Source organism: Streptomyces speibonae, assembly GCF_984686075.1.
Genome location: NZ_OZ480260.1, coordinates 7,431,473 through 7,446,790 on the forward strand (window position 1 = coordinate 7,431,473; position 15,318 = coordinate 7,446,790).

A 15,318-nucleotide genomic window follows, 5' to 3' on the forward strand; every position below is an offset into this window, starting at 1 on the left:
CGCCCCCGGCGGGTACCCGGCCGCCCGGCGGCCGCCGCCCCTGCCGCGCGCGTGCGCCGGCCGGGACGGTGAGCAGCCGCGAACCCGCTCGACGTCTCCCGCGGAAGGACAGTTCCATGACGGCCCCGTCCGGCCTCGGCACCGCCCTGCCCGCCTCGCCCGACCTGTTGCGCTCCGTCTTCCGCAGGCATGCCGCCGGTGTGGCGGTGATCACGGCGCGCGGCCACCGGGGCCCGGTCGGCTTCACCGCCACCTCGCTCGCCTCGGTCTCCGCCGAGCCCCCGATGCTGTCCTTCGGGATCGGTACGGGCGGCTCCAGCTGGCCCGTGATCGCCACGAGCGACCACGTCGGCGTGCACCTTCTCGGGGAGCACCAGCAGGAGCTGGCGGCGACCTTCGCGCGCAGCGGCGCCGACCGGTTCGGCCCGGCCACCGCCTGGCGGGAGGGGCCAGAGGGCGTCCCCGTCCTGGACGGCGTTCCGGCCTGGATGGTGTGCGAGGTCGTGGCGCGCGTGCCCGCCGGCGACCACCGGATCGTGGTCGCCGAGGTTTTGCTGGGCGACCCCTCAGGACACGGCCGTCCGCTCGTCTACCACCAGGGACGTTTCCGCGCGCTGCGCGACTGAGCCGGAGCCCTCCCTGGTCGCGGACCCGTCGAGTTCCGGTTACGCTGCGTTGCGAAGGTCACAGTTCAAAGCGCTTGCTTAGCGGGAAAGAACTGGGTGTACTGACGAGTAATGTTCGTTCGGAGCGTGGGCCGCCCCGACCGGGATCGCCCGCTTCAGGCGCCTATGCTGCCTGAAGGCAGGCAGCCAGAAATGACGATGCAGTAGGAGAGCCGGCGTGAGCTTGAGGATCGTTGTCACTGTGAAGTACGTGCCCGACGCCACTGGCGACCGGCACTTCGCCGATGACCTGACCGTCGACCGTGACGATGTGGACGGTCTGCTCTCCGAGCTGGACGAGTACGCGGTGGAACAGGCGCTGCAGATCTCGGAGAACTCCGACGACGACGTGGAGATCACCGTGCTCACGGTGGGCCCGGAGGACGCCAAGGACGCGCTGCGCAAGGCGCTGTCCATGGGCGCCGACAAGGCCATCCACGTCGAGGACGACGATCTGCACGGCACCGACGCCATCGGCACCTCCCTGGTCCTGGCCAAGGCCGTCGAGAAGGCCGGGTACGACCTGGTCATCTCCGGCATGGCCTCCACCGACGGCACCATGGGTGTTGTGCCGGCGCTGCTCGCCGAGCGTCTGGGCGTGCCGCAGGTGACCCTGCTGTCCGAGGTGTCCGTCGCGGACGGCACGGTCAAGGGCCGCCGGGACGGAGACGTCGCCTCCGAGCAGCTCGAGGCCTCCCTCCCCGCGGTGGTGTCGGTCACCGACCAGTCGGGCGAGGCCCGTTACCCGTCCTTCAAGGGCATCATGGCGGCCAAGAAGAAGCCGGTTCAGTCCTGGGACCTGTCCGACCTCGACATCGACGAGGACGAGGTCGGCCTGGAGAACGCCTACACGGCTGTCGAGTCGGCGGCCGAGCGTCCGGCCCGCACCGCGGGCACGATCGTCAAGGACGAGGGCGAGGGCGGCAAGCAGCTCGCCGAGTTCCTCGCGAGCCAGAAGTTCATCTGAGCCGCACGGCTCGGCTCGCTTCCCGCCCCCTCACCCTTCGCAAGCAGGAGAGAAGAAGTCCCATGGCTGAAGTTCTCGTCTACGTCGACCACGTGGACGGCGCCGTCCGCAAGCCGACCCTGGAGCTGCTGACCCTGGCCCGCCGCATCGGCGAGCCGGTCGCCGTCGCGCTGGGCAACGGCGCCGCCGACACCGCCGCCACGCTCGCCGAGCACGGCGCGGTCAAGGTCCTCACCCACGAGGCCGCCGAGTACGCCGACTACCTGGTCGTCCCGAAGGTCGACGCCCTCCAGGCCGCCCACGAGGCGGTCTCCCCGGCCGCCGTGCTGTTCTCGTCCTCCGCCGAGGGCAAGGAGATCGCCGCCCGCCTGGCGCTGCGCATCGGCTCCGGCATCATCACCGACGCCGTCGACCTGGAAGCCGGCGACGAGGGCCCGGTGGCCACGCAGTCGGTGTTCGCCGCGAGCTACACCACCAAGTCCCGTGTCTCCAAGGGCACCCCGGTCATCACGGTCAAGCCGAACTCGGCCGCCGTGGAGCCGGCCCCGGCGGCGGGCACGGTCGAGGCCCTGTCGGTGACCTTCTCCGACCAGGCGACCGGCACCAAGATCACCGGCCGCACGCCGCGCGAGTCGACCGGCCGCCCGGAGCTGACCGAGGCCGCGATCGTGGTCTCCGGCGGCCGCGGTGTCAACGGCGCGGAGAACTTCGCGATCATCGAGGCCCTCGCCGACTCGCTCGGCGCGGCCGTCGGTGCCTCGCGTGCCGCCGTCGACGCCGGCTGGTACCCGCACACCAACCAGGTCGGCCAGACCGGCAAGTCGGTCTCGCCGCAGCTGTACATCGCCTCCGGCATCTCCGGCGCGATCCAGCACCGGGCCGGTATGCAGACCTCGAAGACCATCGTGGCCATCAACAAGGACGCCGAGGCCCCGATCTTCGACCTGGTCGACTACGGCATCGTCGGCGACCTCTTCGACGTCGTCCCGCAGCTGACCGAGGAGATCAAGTCCCGCAAGGGCTGATCACCCCCCGTGTCCCGTCCGGGCCCCCGCGACCGCTCCGGTCGCGGGGGCCCGGCGTGTCACACGGTCAGCGTCGCCCGGACCGGGAGATGGTCGCTGGGGAACCGGCCGTCCACCGCGAAGGTGCTGACGGACGCCCGGTGCACCGTGACGCCCTCGGTGGCCAGGATCCAGTCGATGCGCTCACCGTCCGGCACCGGCGGCCGGTAGCCGTGGTACGTCCCGTACGCCGGCCCGCGTTCCGCGGCCGCGTCCCAGGTGTCGACGAGCCCGGCGCCGAGCAGCGTGTCGTACACCGGGTTGCCGTGCGCGGCGGCGTTGAAGTCCCCCGTCACCACGACCGGCAGCGAGCGGGCCGGCGTGGCGACGCGCTCGGCGATGAGGGCGCCGGCCCGCTCCCGCGCGTACTGGCTCGCGTTGTCCAGGTGGGTGTTGAGGACGTACAGCTCCCGGCCGTCCCGCCGCAGATCGCGGAAGCGCACGCAGGTGGCCATGCGGACGGAGGCGCCGCCCCAGGTGTTCGAGCCGATCACGTCCGGGGTGCCGGACAGCCAGAAGTGGTCGTACTCCAGCGGTGCGAGCCGCCCGGTGTCGTAGAAGACGGCCATGAACTCGCTCCGGCTGCCGCCGGCCCGTCCGGTGCCGATCCAGTCGTAGGACGGCCCGAGGTCGGCCTCGATGTCGCGCAGCTGCTGGTACAGGCCCTCCTGGGTGCCCAGGACGTGCGGGCGTTCGCGGCGCAGCAGCCGCCGCATCACGGGTCTGCGGGCGGCCCAGCTGTGCGGCTCGGCCGTGCTCGCGTACCGCAGGTTGAACGACATGACGTCCAGGGAGCGGTCCGGGCGCTCGTCCGCCGAGGCGGGAGGGGCGGACAGTGCTGTACTGGACAGCGGAAGGGCGGCCGCGGCGGCGAGCGCGCCCATCAGCACCGGACGGCGTGTGACACGGCGGTGAGTCGGCACGGACAAACGGTCCCAGACAGACGTGAACATGACCAGAGGGCGTGCGGGCCGGACCACGGGACGGTGTTGACCGGCGAGGGGTCCCCCGCTAGCTTCATTTCAACGAATTGTTGAATCCGTAGCGCGGAACTCCGGGAGGATGTCGCATGGGCCAGGGCCGGCAGGAGCGGGTGTCGACGAGTCTCCCGGAGGCCGTCACCGAGGAGATCGGCGCCCTCCTCGCGCCGGCCGACGCCGAACTCGAGCGCCGCTACCCCGGGGACCCCGGCACCCGCCAGCCCGTCCACACCGTGTACGTCCCCGCCGACACCTTCGCCGCCGACACCCTGCGCACCTGGGGTGACCGGGCCCTCGCCGCGCTCGACGAGCACGCCCCCGACGCCGCCTCCTTCGCCGCCGTGCTGGGGCTGGACGACGCCCTGGCCGAGGACGTTTACGGACGGGTCCGGGTCAAACTCGAGCGCGAGCCCGTCGAGGACCTGCGGATCGACTTCGAGGACGGGTACGGCAGCCGCCCCGGCGCGGAGGAGGACGCGGACGCGGCCCGCGCGGCCCGGCTCGTCGTCGAGGCGGACGCGGCGGGCACCGCCGCTCCGTACACAGGCATCCGCATGAAGTGTCTGGAGGCCGCCGTCCGCGACCGGGGCATCCGCACCCTCGACATCTTCCTCACCGGCCTGCTGGAGGCCGGGCGCCTGCCGGACGGGCTGGTCCTGACCCTGCCCAAGGTCACCTCCCCCGAGCAGGCCGCCGCCCTGGCCCGGCTCCTCGACGCGTTCGAGAAGGCGCGCGGTCTCGAGCCCGGCCGGATCGGCTTCGAGATCCAGATCGAGACCAGCCAGGCGATCCTCGCCGCCGACGGCACCGCCACCGTCGCCCGCATGATCCAGGCCGCCGACGGGCGCGCCACCGGCCTGCACTACGGGACCTTCGACTACAGCGCCTGTCTCGGCGTCTCCGCCGCGTACCAGGCGAGCGACCATCCGGCCGCCGACCACGCCAAGGCCGTCATGCAGGTCGCCGCCGCGGGCACCGGCGTACGTCTTTCGGACGGCTCCACCAACGTCCTGCCCGTCGGCCCCACCGCCCAGGTCCACGACGCCTGGCGCCTGCACTACCACCTCACCCGCCGCGCCCTGGTCCGCGCCTATTACCAGGGCTGGGACATGCACCCCGGCCACCTCCCCACCCGGTACGCGGCCGTCTTCGCCTTCTACCGCGAGGGCTTCGAACGGGCCGCCGCCCGCCTCGCCCGGTACGCCGGCCACGCCGGCGGCGACGTCATGGACGAGCCGGCCACCGCCAAGGCCCTCGCCGGTTACCTGCTCCGCGGCCTGGACTGCGGCGCCCTGGACCTCGCGGAGGTCGCGCGGGAGACAGGGCTGACCCGCGCCGCCCTGGAAGGCTTCGCCTCGCCCCGGCGGGGCGGCCTGACCGCTTCGGCGCAGTAGCCGGCGCACCCCCGCCCATTTGCCTCACCTATCGAATCTCGATAGATTTCCATCGTGGTTCGAGTGAAGGAGAGGCGATGGGACGGCTGACCGTACTCGCGCTGCGTGCCGTGATCGTGACGCTGCTGGCGGGTTCGCTGGGCGTGCAGGCGGTGATGCTCCCGCTGCTCGCGAGCGACCTCGAGGGACTGGACCCCGAGTACCGCCACCTGCGCACCCCGCTCGTCCTCATCGTGTTCCTCGGGCTGGTGACGGCACAGACCGTCCTCGTCTGCGTCTGGCGCCTGGTGACGATGGCACGGCGGGGAACCGTCTTCTCCCACGCCGCCTTCCGCTACGTGCACATCGTGATCGGCGCGTTCGCCGCCGCGGCCCTGCTGGTGTTCGCCCTCGGCGCGGTCCTGGCGCCGGGCGAGGCCGTGGCCCCGGGCATCGTACTCCTGCTCGGCGGTGCAGGCCTCGGGGTCCTGGGCATCGCGCTCATCGTGCTGGTCCTGCGGATGCTGCTCGCCCAGGCCGTCGCGCGCGACGTCGAGGCCTCCCGGATGCAGGCCGAACTGGCCGAGGTGATCTGATGCCGATCGCCGTCGACATCGACGTGATGCTGGCCAGGCGGAAGATGTCCGTGGGCGAACTCGCCGAACGCGTCGGCATCACGCCGGCCAACCTGGCGGTGCTCAAGAACGGCCGCGCCAAGGCGGTGCGCTTCGCGACCCTCGCCGCCCTCTGCGAAGCGCTCGACTGCCAGCCCGGCGACCTGCTGCGCTTCGTACCCGAGGAGACTCCGGCACCGGCACCCGTCCGTTCCCCCTAGGCTGTACGCCACGCACAGTAGGCGGTTCGGAGAACGGGGCGGCAGTGTCAACGGGGGAGTACGGACAGGAGTATGGACAGCCGGACGGGATCGGCCGGCTGCTGGCGGGCCGGTACCGGGTCACCGCCCGGCTCGGCCGCGGCGGCATGGGCGTGGTGTGGAAGGCGGCCGACGAAGTCCTCGGCCGCGAGGTGGCGGTCAAGGAACTGCGCACCTACAGCGACGCCGCCGGACCCGAACTGGCCGACCTCGGACTGCGAATGCAGCGCGAGGCGCGGGCCGCGGCCCGGGTGCGCCACCCCGGTGTGATCGCCGTCCACGACATCGCCGAGGTGGACGGCCGCCCGCTGATCGTGATGGAGCTCATCGACGGACCGTCCCTGGACGACGTGCTCCGCGACCGCGGCACCCTCGATCCGCGCGAGGCGGCCCGGATCGGCGCCGAGGTGATGGACGCACTCGCCGCCGCCCACCGGGCCGGTGTGCTGCACCGTGACGTGAAGCCCGGCAACATCCTGCTCGACCGCTCGGGCCGGATCGTGCTCACCGACTTCGGCATCGCCACCATGGACGACCCCGGCGACGGCGCGGCCACCCAGCTCACCCGCAGCGGGGAGATCGTCGGCTCCCTCGACTACCTGGCGCCCGAACGCGCACAGGGCGCCGTGCCCGGACCGGCCTCCGACGTATGGGCCCTGGGCGCCACGCTCTACGCGGCCGTGGAGGGCGCCTCGCCCTTCCGCCGCACCTCGACGTTCTCCACGCTCACCGCCATCGTGACCGAGCCGCTGCCCGAGGCACGCCGGGCCGGTCCGCTCGCCCCCGTCCTCGGGCAGCTGATGGACAAGCGGCCCGAGGCCCGGCCGGAGGCAGCGGAGGCAGGTGAACTCCTGGCGGCCGTCGCCACCGGAGCGGATGTGCCGACGGCCGCGCTGCGCCCCTCGGCACCCGCGCCCGCGGCCGGACGGACCGAGACGGAATTCGCCGTCCCCGCGGTGCCCCCGGGCTTCGGCCCGCCCGCGCCGGGAAGCCCCGCACCCGCTGCCGGCGCCGCGCACCCGGTCCCGGAAACCTCCTCCGCGCCCACGAGCCCCATGAGCGCCCCCTCGGCCCCCCGCCGCAGGCGCCGCGTCCTGCTCGCCGCCCTGGCCGTCACCCTCGTCGTCACCGCGGCCGGCGTCACGGCCGCCGTCGTCAACTCCTCGGGCGACGACACGCGCGAGGACGCGCGCGGCGGCTCCGCCCGCACCGACGCCCCGGCCACCCCCACCACGTCCGGCGACACGGACGCCGGTGAACCCCTGGAGCCCGGAGCGGACGCGGAGCGGAGCACGGAACCGGGCACGGAGCCGTCGAAGAAGCCGGGCGCGCAGGACGGTGCCGCCGACCGCACCGGCGGCCCCGCCACCCCCGACGCCGGGGAGAAGACCCCGGAGCGCGGCGGATCCGGCGAGAAGGACGACACCGGGGACGGCGCCGGCGCACCGGGCGGCGACGGCGGCAACGACATGCAGGAGCCGGTCTGCCACCCCATCGGCGGCGGCAAGTACAACTGCCACGTCTGGCGCACCGCCACGTCCCACACCGCCTCCGGCACCGAGGTCGGCGTCCTCAACACGGGCACCAACTACTTCTACTGCCAGCAGAACCTGGGCCGCCGGCAGAGCGAGGGCGAGTGGACCAACATCTGGTGGGCCAGGACCGACGACGACAGCGGCAACACCGACGTCTGGGTCAACGACGTCTACATCAGGGGCGGCGCCAACGACGCACCGGTGCCCGGACTTCCGTACTGCTGATTCCCCGCGTACCGCTCCAGGCCGCAGGCGGTCACCATCTTCTGCTCGGCGAACAGGCGGGTGCCCCGCGCACACAGCTCCCGGTCCGCGCGGGCCCGCGCGGAGAACTCCTCGGGCGAGGCACCGAACAGTTCCCGCAGGCCGGGGACGTCCGCCAGCAGTTCGGTGAGCAGCGGCCGCTGGCCCGGATGGGCGCGCGGGGCGCCGGTGCCGTCGCGCAGCACACCGTGGCGGTTGACGTACGCGTGCGCGCCGGGCAGCACCGAGCCGTCGGCGAGCTCGATCCGCACGTCCGGCGCGGGCAGCCAGGCGCGCCGGAAGTTGCCGTCCGGCCGTGGCACGCCCTCGCTGGCGTCGATCACCCCGAGCTGCCGGGCGTCGAGCCAGAGGACGAACAGCTCGCACACCGCTCCGGGAGCGGCGACCGGCGAGTTGGACACATAGCCCATGCGGCTGACGTGCGCGGAGACGCCGATGCCGACCCCCGTCACCCGGGCGCGCACCATCGGCAGCGGCGTGATGATCCCCGACTCGGCCATCTTGTGCCGCAGCTGACCGGGGCTGGCGTTGGAACCGACCGCCAGCACCGGGACACGGTCCTCGTACACCAGCCGGTCCAGCGGCAGCAGCCGGGGCCCGTCGAGCAGCCCCGAATCGCGCGGCCAGGCCCCCGGGTACAGCAGCGGATGCTCACGCGGCACCTTGTCCAGGCCCAGCGCCACCAGCGTGCGGTCCTCCTCCACCGGCACCGCCCGCTCAGTCCGCGGGGGGCAGCTCGCCGGAGCCGCGGGTGATCAGCCGGGTGGGCAGCTCGATGCGCTCCGGGGCGATGAGGGCACCGTCCAGCTGGCGGAACAGCCGCTCGGCGGCGGTCCGGCCGAGGGCGGCCGCGTCCTGGGCGACGACCGTGACGCCCGGGCTGAGCAGATCGGCCAGCTCGATGTCGTCGAAGCCGACCAGGGCGACCGGCCGGGTGTGCTCGGCCAGCACCCGGATCACGGTGACCGTCACCCGGTTGTTGCCCGTGAAGATCGCGGTGACCGGTTCCGGGCCGGAGAGCATCTCCCGGGCGGCCCGGCGGACCCGCTCCGGGGCGGTGACGCCCAGCGACATCCAGGAGTCCGCCACCGTTATCCCCGCGTCCTCCATGGCGGTCCGGTAGCCGCGCAGACGCTCGGCCGCGGTGTGGATCCGGGGCATGTCGCCGATGAAGCCGATCCTGCGGTGGCCGTGCGCGATCAAGTGGCTCACCCCGTCGCGGGCACCGCCGTAGTTGTCCGACACGACGACGTCCGCGTCGATGTGCCCGGCCGGGCGGTCGACGAAGACCGTGGCGACGCCCGCCTTGATCTCCGGCTCCAGATAGCGGTGGTCGTCGCCGGCCGGGATCACCACCAGCCCGTCCACCCGCCGGGCGCACAGCGCCAGCACCAGCTCCTGCTCGCGGTCGGCGTCCTCCGCGCTGGAACCGTTGATCAGCAGCGCGCCGTGGGCGCGGGCCACCTCCTCCACCGCACGGCTCAGCGGCCCGTAGAAGGGGTCCGCGAGGTCCTCCAGGACCAGGCCGATGCTGGCGGTGCGGCCCTTGCGCAGCACCCGGGCGCTGTCGTTGCGGCGGAAGCCCAGCGCCTCGATCGCCTCCTGGACGCGGCGCTCGGTCTCCGGCGTGACCCCCGGCTCGCCGTTGACCACCCGGGAGACCGTCTTGAGCCCGACGCCGGCTCGGGCCGCCACGTCCTTCATCGTCGGACGGTTGCCGTAACGGGTCCCTGGGATGCGTTCGGTGCGGCGGGTCGTCTCCGGCACGGTGTCCTGTCCTGTCCTGTCGGCTACGGGGATGCGTAGGGCCATGGGGTTGTATGAGGATGTGGCGTCGAGCATAGAGCCTGGACAACGTTGTCAGGCTCGTAGACACTGTCCCACGCACACTCCGGCCCGCACATCACCGCAGGACGGGCCGCCGCCGGTGCTCCATGTGTTGCCTCCTGGTCGCGCATGGTCGTTCTCAGGATTTCAGATGTTCTTCTATGTTTGACGGGGAGATCCGACACTGATGCACACCGACCTCGTGGCTGCGCTCGACATCGGCGGTACCAAGATCGCCGGCGCTCTGGTGGACCGCCAGGGCCGGATCCTGGTCCGCGCCCAGCAGCCGACGCCCGCGCGCGAGGACGGTGAGACCGTGATGGGCGCGGTCGGGACGGTGCTCGGCGAACTCACCGCCTCCCCGCTGTGGGGGCGCGCCGGCGCCGTCGGCATCGGCAGCGCCGGACCCGTGGACGCCTCCGCGGGCACGGTGAGCCCGGTGAACGTCCCCGGCTGGCGCGACTACCCGCTGGTCGCCCGGGTCCGGGAAGCGGCCGGGGGCCTGCCGGTGGAGCTGATCGGTGACGGGGTCGCGATCACGGCCGCCGAACACTGGCAGGGCGCCGCCCGCGGTCACGACAACGCCCTGTGCATGGTCGTCTCCACCGGCGTCGGCGGCGGCCTGGTCCTCGGCGGCCGGCTGCACCCCGGGCCCACCGGCAACGCCGGCCACATCGGACACATCAGCGTGGACCTCGACGGCGACCTGTGCCCCTGCGGCTCGCGCGGCTGTGTGGAGCGGATCGCCAGCGGCCCCAACATCGCCCGCCGCGCCCTGGAGAACGGCTGGCGGCCCGGCCCCGACGGCGACCCCTCGGCAGCCGCGGTCGCGGCGGCCGCCCGTGCCGGGGACCGGGTGGCCGTCGCCTCCTTCGAACGGGCGGCCAGGGCGCTGGCCGCCGGCATCGCGGCCACCGCGACGCTCGTGGAGATCGACATCGCCGTCATCGGCGGAGGCGTGGGCAAGGCGGGCGAGATCCTCCTCGCCCCCCTGCGCAAGGCCCTCACCGAGTACGCCACCCTGTCCTTCGTCCAGCGCCTGGCGGTGGCGCCCGCGCAGATGGGCACCGACGCGGGTCTGGTGGGCGCCGCGGCGGCCGCCCTCAGCAGGGCGGACACGGCGGTCGCGGAACTGGGAGCGGCGGCCGGCACCGTTTCGTGAGGGCCTTCGCGGCCCCGCGCGAAGCCGTGCGTGACCCCGGGGCGGTATCCGCAGTTGAGCCGGGTATGAAGAAGCGCAGCATGCTGGCCATCGCCTCCCTCGCCACCGGTTTCGTCGTCGCGGCCGTCACCCCGTCGCACGCGCTGGGCGACAGCCTCGGGGGGATCGACGTCGAGGACACCCTCAGCACCCTCGACAAGACCGTCGCGGAGGACAACACCCTGGACCTGGACCTCGACCCCGGCCGGGACTGACGCTCCCGCCGCGCGGGCGTACGGCGCCGGCACCCCTCGGCGGGAGGGGTGCCGGCGCCGCTCCATGCCTTCTCAACTGGATCTGGTTTCCGTGGCAGGGTGGAGCGGGCAAGCCACAGGGGGCCAACAGAAGAGGGGGAAACGTGATCGTCTGGATCAACGGCGCGTTCGGTGCGGGCAAGACCACCACCGCGCGTGAACTGATCGAGCTGATCCCGAACAGCACGCTCTTCGACCCCGAGGTCATCGGCGGAGCGCTGGACCGGCTGCTCCCGCCCAAACGCCTCGCCGAGGTCGGCGACTTCCAGGACCTCCCGATCTGGCGACGTCTCGTGATCGACACCGCGGCCGCGATGCTCGCCGAGCTCGGCGGGACCCTCGTGATCCCCATGACCCTGCTGCGTCAGGAGTACCGCGACGAGATCTTCGGCGGCCTCGCCGCCCGCCGGATACCCGTCAGACATGTCCTGCTCGCCCCGGCGGAAACGATCCTGCGCGAGCGTATAGCCGGCCGGGAGGTCCCCGCGGACCTCCCCGACGGCGAGGTGCGTGTCCGCCAGTGGGCCTACGACCACATCGAGCCGTACAAGGCGGCCCTCGCCGCCTGGCTGACGGCCGACGCCTACCCGGTCGACAGCGGCAGCCTGACCCCGTACGTCACGGCCCTGCGGATCGCCGAGGCGGTCGGCAGCGGGGCCGTTCCCCCCTGCGACATCGTGCAGACACCCGAGCCCACCGCCGAGACGGTCGCCGCCGGGGTGCTGCTCTTCGACGAACACGACCGGGTACTGCTCGTCGACCCGACCTACAAGCCCGGCTGGGAGTTCCCCGGCGGCGTCGTCGAACGCGGCGAGGCGCCCGCGCGCGCGGGGATGCGCGAGGTCGCGGAGGAGACCGGGATCCAACTCGACGAGGTGCCCGCGCTGCTGGTCGTGGACTGGGAGCCGCCGACACCGCCCGGGTTCGGGGGGCTGCGGCTGCTCTTCGACGGCGGGCGGCTCGACTCCGCCGAGGCCGGACGGCTGCTGCTGCCCGGGCCGGAGCTGCGCGCCTGGCGCTTCGTCTCCGAGGCCGAGGCCGCGGACCTGCTGCCGCCGGTCCGCTACGAACGGCTGCGCAGGGCCCTGCGGGCACGCGAACGCGGCAGAGCGATGTATCTGGAGGCGGGAGTCCCGGTCGGCTGACCGCCGCCCCGCCCAGGCCCATTCGCCCTCCGCCCTCTGGGGCCGGTGGCCCGGCCCGGTCTCTGTGCCCGGCCCGGTCTCTGTGCCCGGTCTGGCTTCTGTCGCTCGGTCTGGCTTGTGTGGCTCGGCCTGGTCTCTGTGCCCGGTCTGGCTTCCGTGGCCCGGTCCTGTCTCTTTGCCCGGCCTGGCTTCCGTGGCTCGGCTCGGCCTCCGCGGTCCGGCCCAGCCCCAATCGGATTGTGCCGCGCACCGGCGACGGCCCGGCCGCCCCGGTGTCAGGCGCGCGAGCGAGGCCCTTGTCCCCGTCCCGCACGGACGGGGACAAGGGCCTCGCCCGTGCGACGGGTCAGTGCGCGCCGGACGCGTACGTGCGCAGGAACAGGGCCTCCGCGACCGACAGCCGCTCCAGCTCGTCCGGCGACACGCTCTCGTTCACCGCGTGGATCTGCGCCTCGGGCTCGCTCAGGCCGATGAGCAGGATCTCCGCCTTCGGGTAGAGGGCGGCGAGGGTGTTGCACAGCGGGATCGAGCCGCCCTGACCGGCGTACTGCAACTCCTGGCCCGGGTAGGCCACCGCCATCGCCTCGGACATGGCCCGGTAGGCGGGGCTGGTGGTGTCCGCGCGGAACGCCTGCCCCTGCCCGATGTGTTCGGTGCGCACCCGGGCACCCCACGGCGTGTGCGACTCCAGGTGCGCCCGGAGCAGCGCGGTCGCCTCGCCCGCGTCGACGCCCGGCGGCACCCGCAGGCTGACCAGCGCGCGGGCGCTCGCCTGCACCGAGGGCGTGGCGCCGACCACCGGCGGGCAGTCGATGCCCAGCACGGTGACCGCCGGACGCGCCCAGATGCGGTCGGCGACCGTGCCGGAACCGATCAGCTCCACACCGTCGAGCACCTTGGCGTCCTCGCGGAACTGCTCGTCGTCGTACTGCAGTCCGTCCCACGCGCTGTCGGCGTCCAGCCCGTCCACGGTCGTGCTGCCGTCCTCGCCGCGCAGCGAGTCCAGTACGCGCACCAGCGCCGCCAGCGCGTCCGGCGCGGCACCGCCGAACTGGCCGGAGTGCAGATTGCCCTCGAGGGTGTCCACGGACACCCGCACCAGCGTCATGCCGCGCAGCGTGGTGGTGACCGTCGGCAGGCCGGCCCGGAAGTTGCCCGTGTCGCCGATCACCACGGTGTCGGCCGCCAGCAGGTCGGGGTGTTCCTCGGCGTACCGCTCCAGACCTCCGGTGCCCTGCTCCTCGGATCCCTCCACGATCACCTTGACGTGCACGGGGACGCCGCCGTCGGCCTTCAGGGCGCGCAGCGCCAGCAGATGCATGATGACGCCGCCCTTGCAGTCCGCGCTCCCGCGCCCGTACCAGCGGCCGTCGCGCTCGGTCAGCTCGAACGGCGGAGTGGTCCAGGCGGATTCGTCCAGCGGCGGCTGCACGTCGTAGTGCGCGTAGAGCAGCACGGTCCGTGCGCCCTCCGGGCCGGGCAGGTACCCGTACACCGACTGTGTGCCGTCCGGGGTGTCCAGCAGCGCCACGTCCTGGAAGCCCTCGGCGGTCAGCGCGTCGGCGATCCAGCGGGCGGCGCCCTCGCTCTCGCTGCGCGGGAACTGGTCGAAGTCCGCCACCGACTTGAAGGCCACCAGTTCGCTGAGCTCCTCCTTGGCCCTGGGCATCAGCGAGGCGACGGTCGCGGCGACCGGATTCGACGACATGGGCACGCTCCTTGTGGGTGCGACGTTGTCCTACTGCGTACTTCTTCGGTACTGACATGATCGTGCGGTGTGCGTGAGGACCCGTGTACGGGGCATTCACGACGCCGATCCTCCCACAGTGGCCCCAGTCGATCGCCGCCGTAGGATGCGGGGGGACAGAGCGGCAGGCGGCTGGATCGGGAGCAGTAGACCATCGTGAGCAGCGAGAACTCTTCAGCGGACGACGTGCGGCAGGTGTGGGACGTCGTCGTGGTGGGCGCGGGACCCGCGGGGGCCTCGGCCGCCTACGCGGCGGCGGTCGCGGGACGGCGCGTGCTGTTGCTGGAGAAGGCGGAACTGCCCCGCTACAAAACGTGCGGCGGCGGCATCATCGGCCCCTCGCGCGACTCCCTACCGCCCGGCTTCGACCTGCCGTTGAAGGACCGGGTGCACGCGGTGACGTTTTCCAACAACGGCCGCTTCGGCCGCACCCGCAGGTCCCGCCAGATGCTGTTCGGGCTGATCAACCGGCCCGAGTTCGACCAGCAGCTCGTCGAGCACGCGCAGAAGGCGGGCGCCGAACTGCGCACGGGTGTCGCCGTGCAGCGGGTGGAGCAGCACGGCTCGGCCGTACCGGACCGGCGCACGGTCGCCGTCGTCCTGCAGGGCGGCGAGACGGTGCTGGCGCGGGCCGTGGTCGGCGCGGACGGCAGCGCGGGCCGCATAGGAGCCCATGTCGGGGTCAAGGTGGACCAGGTGGACCTGGGACTGGAGGCGGAGATCCCGGTGCCGGAGACCGTCGCCGAGGACTGGAAGGGGCGGGTGCTCATCGACTGGGGCCCCATGCCGGGCAGTTACGGCTGGGTCTTCCCCAAGGGCGACACGCTCACCGTCGGTGTGATCTCGCGGCGCGGTGAAGGCGCCGCGACCAAGCGGTACTTGGAGGACTTCATCGGGCGGCTCGGCCTCGCCGGCTTCGAACCGAGCATCTCCTCGGGCCACTTGACCCGCTGCCGGGCCGACGACTCGCCGCTGTCGCGCGGCCGGGTGCTGGTGTGCGGGGACGCCGCCGGGCTGCTGGAGCCGTGGACCCGCGAGGGTATCTCCTTCGCGCTGCGCTCGGGCCGGCTGGCGGGGGAGTGGGCGGTGCGGATCGCCGAGGCCCACGACGCGGTGGACACGCGCCGCCAGGCACTCAACTACGCCTTCGCCGTCAAGGCGGGGCTGGGCGTGGAGATGAGCGTCGGCAAGCGGATGCTGGCCGCGTTCGAACGGCGCCCCGGGGTGTTCCACGCGGTCCTCACCGGGTTCCGCCCGGCCTGGAAGGCGTTCAAGGACATCACGCAGGGCTCGACGACGCTCGGCGAGCTGGTCAGGACCCATCCGATGGCCCACCGCGCCCTGCTGGCGCTGGACCGGCGTCCGGCGCAGGAGGAGTCCGGCTCCTGACGGTGGGGCGGAGCGGCCCTTCCCTCCGGGGAG

The 15,318-nt window shown here is 73.0% G+C and carries 15 protein-coding genes; 11 read left to right on the top strand and 4 right to left on the bottom strand.

Features of this window, described 5'->3' with window-relative positions:
• The first annotated feature begins 116 nt into the window (after window positions 1-116).
• The 3 genes from AC5L3C_RS33405 (at window position 117) to AC5L3C_RS33415 (ending at window position 2,657) form a co-directional block, all read left to right on the top strand.
• A complete protein-coding gene (locus AC5L3C_RS33405) occupies window positions 117-626 on the top strand; it encodes a flavin reductase family protein (RefSeq protein ID WP_493652854.1) in 510 nt (169 codons plus the stop codon).
• 217 nt (window positions 627-843) lie between these two features.
• A complete protein-coding gene (locus tag AC5L3C_RS33410; protein ID WP_493652855.1) occupies window positions 844-1,632 on the top strand; it encodes an electron transfer flavoprotein subunit beta/FixA family protein in 789 nt (262 codons plus the stop codon).
• A 62-nt stretch (window positions 1,633-1,694) separates the two neighbouring features.
• Window positions 1,695-2,657: an electron transfer flavoprotein subunit alpha/FixB family protein gene (locus AC5L3C_RS33415; RefSeq protein ID WP_493652856.1), complete on the top strand. Its 963-nt coding sequence runs from the start codon at window positions 1,695-1,697 to the stop codon at window positions 2,655-2,657.
• Between the two features lie 59 nt (window positions 2,658-2,716).
• Here AC5L3C_RS33415 and AC5L3C_RS33420 read toward each other — a convergent pair whose 3' ends face one another.
• A complete protein-coding gene (locus AC5L3C_RS33420; RefSeq protein ID WP_493652857.1) occupies window positions 2,717-3,619 on the bottom strand; it encodes an endonuclease/exonuclease/phosphatase family protein in 903 nt (300 codons plus the stop codon).
• Window positions 3,620-3,765: 146 nt separating this feature from the next.
• On the opposite strand from AC5L3C_RS33420, the gene AC5L3C_RS33425 reads away from it, so the two are divergent.
• The 4 genes from AC5L3C_RS33425 to AC5L3C_RS33440 all read left to right on the top strand — a co-directional run bounded on the left by AC5L3C_RS33425 (window position 3,766) and on the right by AC5L3C_RS33440 (window position 7,683).
• Window positions 3,766-5,070, top strand: coding sequence for a DUF6986 family protein (locus AC5L3C_RS33425; RefSeq protein ID WP_493652858.1), 1,305 nt, complete (start codon window positions 3,766-3,768; stop codon window positions 5,068-5,070).
• Window positions 5,071-5,147: 77 nt separating this feature from the next.
• Window positions 5,148-5,645, top strand: a complete 498-nt coding sequence (locus AC5L3C_RS33430; protein WP_125508860.1) for a DUF2975 domain-containing protein — start codon at window positions 5,148-5,150, stop codon at window positions 5,643-5,645.
• Window positions 5,645-5,884: a helix-turn-helix domain-containing protein gene (locus AC5L3C_RS33435; RefSeq protein WP_125508861.1), complete on the top strand. Its 240-nt coding sequence runs from the start codon at window positions 5,645-5,647 to the stop codon at window positions 5,882-5,884. The genes AC5L3C_RS33430 and AC5L3C_RS33435 overlap by 1 nt, the downstream gene beginning before the upstream one ends.
• Before the next feature lie 44 nt (window positions 5,885-5,928).
• Window positions 5,929-7,683, top strand: coding sequence for a serine/threonine-protein kinase (locus AC5L3C_RS33440; RefSeq protein WP_493652859.1), 1,755 nt, complete (start codon window positions 5,929-5,931; stop codon window positions 7,681-7,683).
• On the opposite strand, the gene AC5L3C_RS33445 is transcribed toward AC5L3C_RS33440, so the two are convergent.
• Window positions 7,629-8,432: a hypothetical protein gene (locus AC5L3C_RS33445; RefSeq protein ID WP_493652860.1), complete on the bottom strand. Its 804-nt coding sequence runs from the start codon at window positions 8,430-8,432 to the stop codon at window positions 7,629-7,631. The two genes, AC5L3C_RS33440 and AC5L3C_RS33445, sit on opposite strands and share 55 nt — an antisense overlap.
• A gap of 7 nt (window positions 8,433-8,439) precedes the next feature.
• Window positions 8,440-9,534: a LacI family DNA-binding transcriptional regulator gene (locus tag AC5L3C_RS33450; RefSeq protein ID WP_493652861.1), complete on the bottom strand. Its 1,095-nt coding sequence runs from the start codon at window positions 9,532-9,534 to the stop codon at window positions 8,440-8,442.
• A 202-nt stretch (window positions 9,535-9,736) separates the two neighbouring features.
• Here AC5L3C_RS33450 and AC5L3C_RS33455 point away from each other — a divergent pair, with 202 nt between their 5' ends.
• The 3 genes from AC5L3C_RS33455 (at window position 9,737) to AC5L3C_RS33465 (ending at window position 12,149) form a co-directional block, all read left to right on the top strand.
• Window positions 9,737-10,711, top strand: a complete 975-nt coding sequence (locus tag AC5L3C_RS33455) for an ROK family protein (RefSeq protein ID WP_493652862.1) — start codon at window positions 9,737-9,739, stop codon at window positions 10,709-10,711.
• Between the two features lie 65 nt (window positions 10,712-10,776).
• Window positions 10,777-10,965 (top strand): hypothetical protein, encoded by a 189-nt coding sequence (locus AC5L3C_RS33460; RefSeq protein ID WP_125508867.1) that lies wholly within the window; start codon window positions 10,777-10,779, stop codon window positions 10,963-10,965.
• 143 nt (window positions 10,966-11,108) lie between these two features.
• Window positions 11,109-12,149, top strand: coding sequence for an NUDIX hydrolase (locus tag AC5L3C_RS33465; protein WP_125508869.1), 1,041 nt, complete (start codon window positions 11,109-11,111; stop codon window positions 12,147-12,149).
• 346 nt (window positions 12,150-12,495) lie between these two features.
• Here AC5L3C_RS33465 and AC5L3C_RS33470 read toward each other — a convergent pair whose 3' ends face one another.
• The gene (locus tag AC5L3C_RS33470) at window positions 12,496-13,857 is read right to left on the bottom strand and encodes a dipeptidase (RefSeq protein ID WP_493652863.1); all 1,362 of its coding nucleotides are present in this window, start codon (window positions 13,855-13,857) and stop codon (window positions 12,496-12,498) included.
• Between the two features lie 195 nt (window positions 13,858-14,052).
• Between AC5L3C_RS33470 and AC5L3C_RS33475 the strand changes: the two genes are divergently transcribed.
• On the top strand, window positions 14,053-15,285 hold the full coding sequence (locus AC5L3C_RS33475; RefSeq protein WP_493652864.1) for a geranylgeranyl reductase family protein: 1,233 nt from the start codon (window positions 14,053-14,055) through the stop codon (window positions 15,283-15,285).
• Window positions 15,286-15,318: the final 33 nt, after the last annotated feature.

Excerpts from the sequence above, each read along its gene's own strand:
- AC5L3C_RS33405 (WP_493652854.1), top strand. The coding sequence starts at position 117 with ATGACGGCCCCGTCCGGCCTCGGCACCGCCCTGCCCGCCTCGCCCGAC.
- AC5L3C_RS33415 (WP_493652856.1), top strand. The coding sequence starts at position 1,695 with ATGGCTGAAGTTCTCGTCTACGTCGACCACGTGGACGGCGCCGTCCGC.
- AC5L3C_RS33425 (WP_493652858.1), top strand. The coding sequence starts at position 3,766 with ATGGGCCAGGGCCGGCAGGAGCGGGTGTCGACGAGTCTCCCGGAGGCC.
- AC5L3C_RS33430 (WP_125508860.1), top strand. The coding sequence starts at position 5,148 with ATGGGACGGCTGACCGTACTCGCGCTGCGTGCCGTGATCGTGACGCTG.
- AC5L3C_RS33435 (WP_125508861.1), top strand. The coding sequence starts at position 5,645 with ATGCCGATCGCCGTCGACATCGACGTGATGCTGGCCAGGCGGAAGATG.
- AC5L3C_RS33450 (WP_493652861.1), bottom strand. The coding sequence starts at position 9,534 with ATGGCCCTACGCATCCCCGTAGCCGACAGGACAGGACAGGACACCGTG.
- AC5L3C_RS33455 (WP_493652862.1), top strand. The coding sequence starts at position 9,737 with ATGCACACCGACCTCGTGGCTGCGCTCGACATCGGCGGTACCAAGATC.
- AC5L3C_RS33460 (WP_125508867.1), top strand. The coding sequence starts at position 10,777 with ATGAAGAAGCGCAGCATGCTGGCCATCGCCTCCCTCGCCACCGGTTTC.
- AC5L3C_RS33470 (WP_493652863.1), bottom strand. The coding sequence starts at position 13,857 with ATGTCGTCGAATCCGGTCGCCGCGACCGTCGCCTCGCTGATGCCCAGG.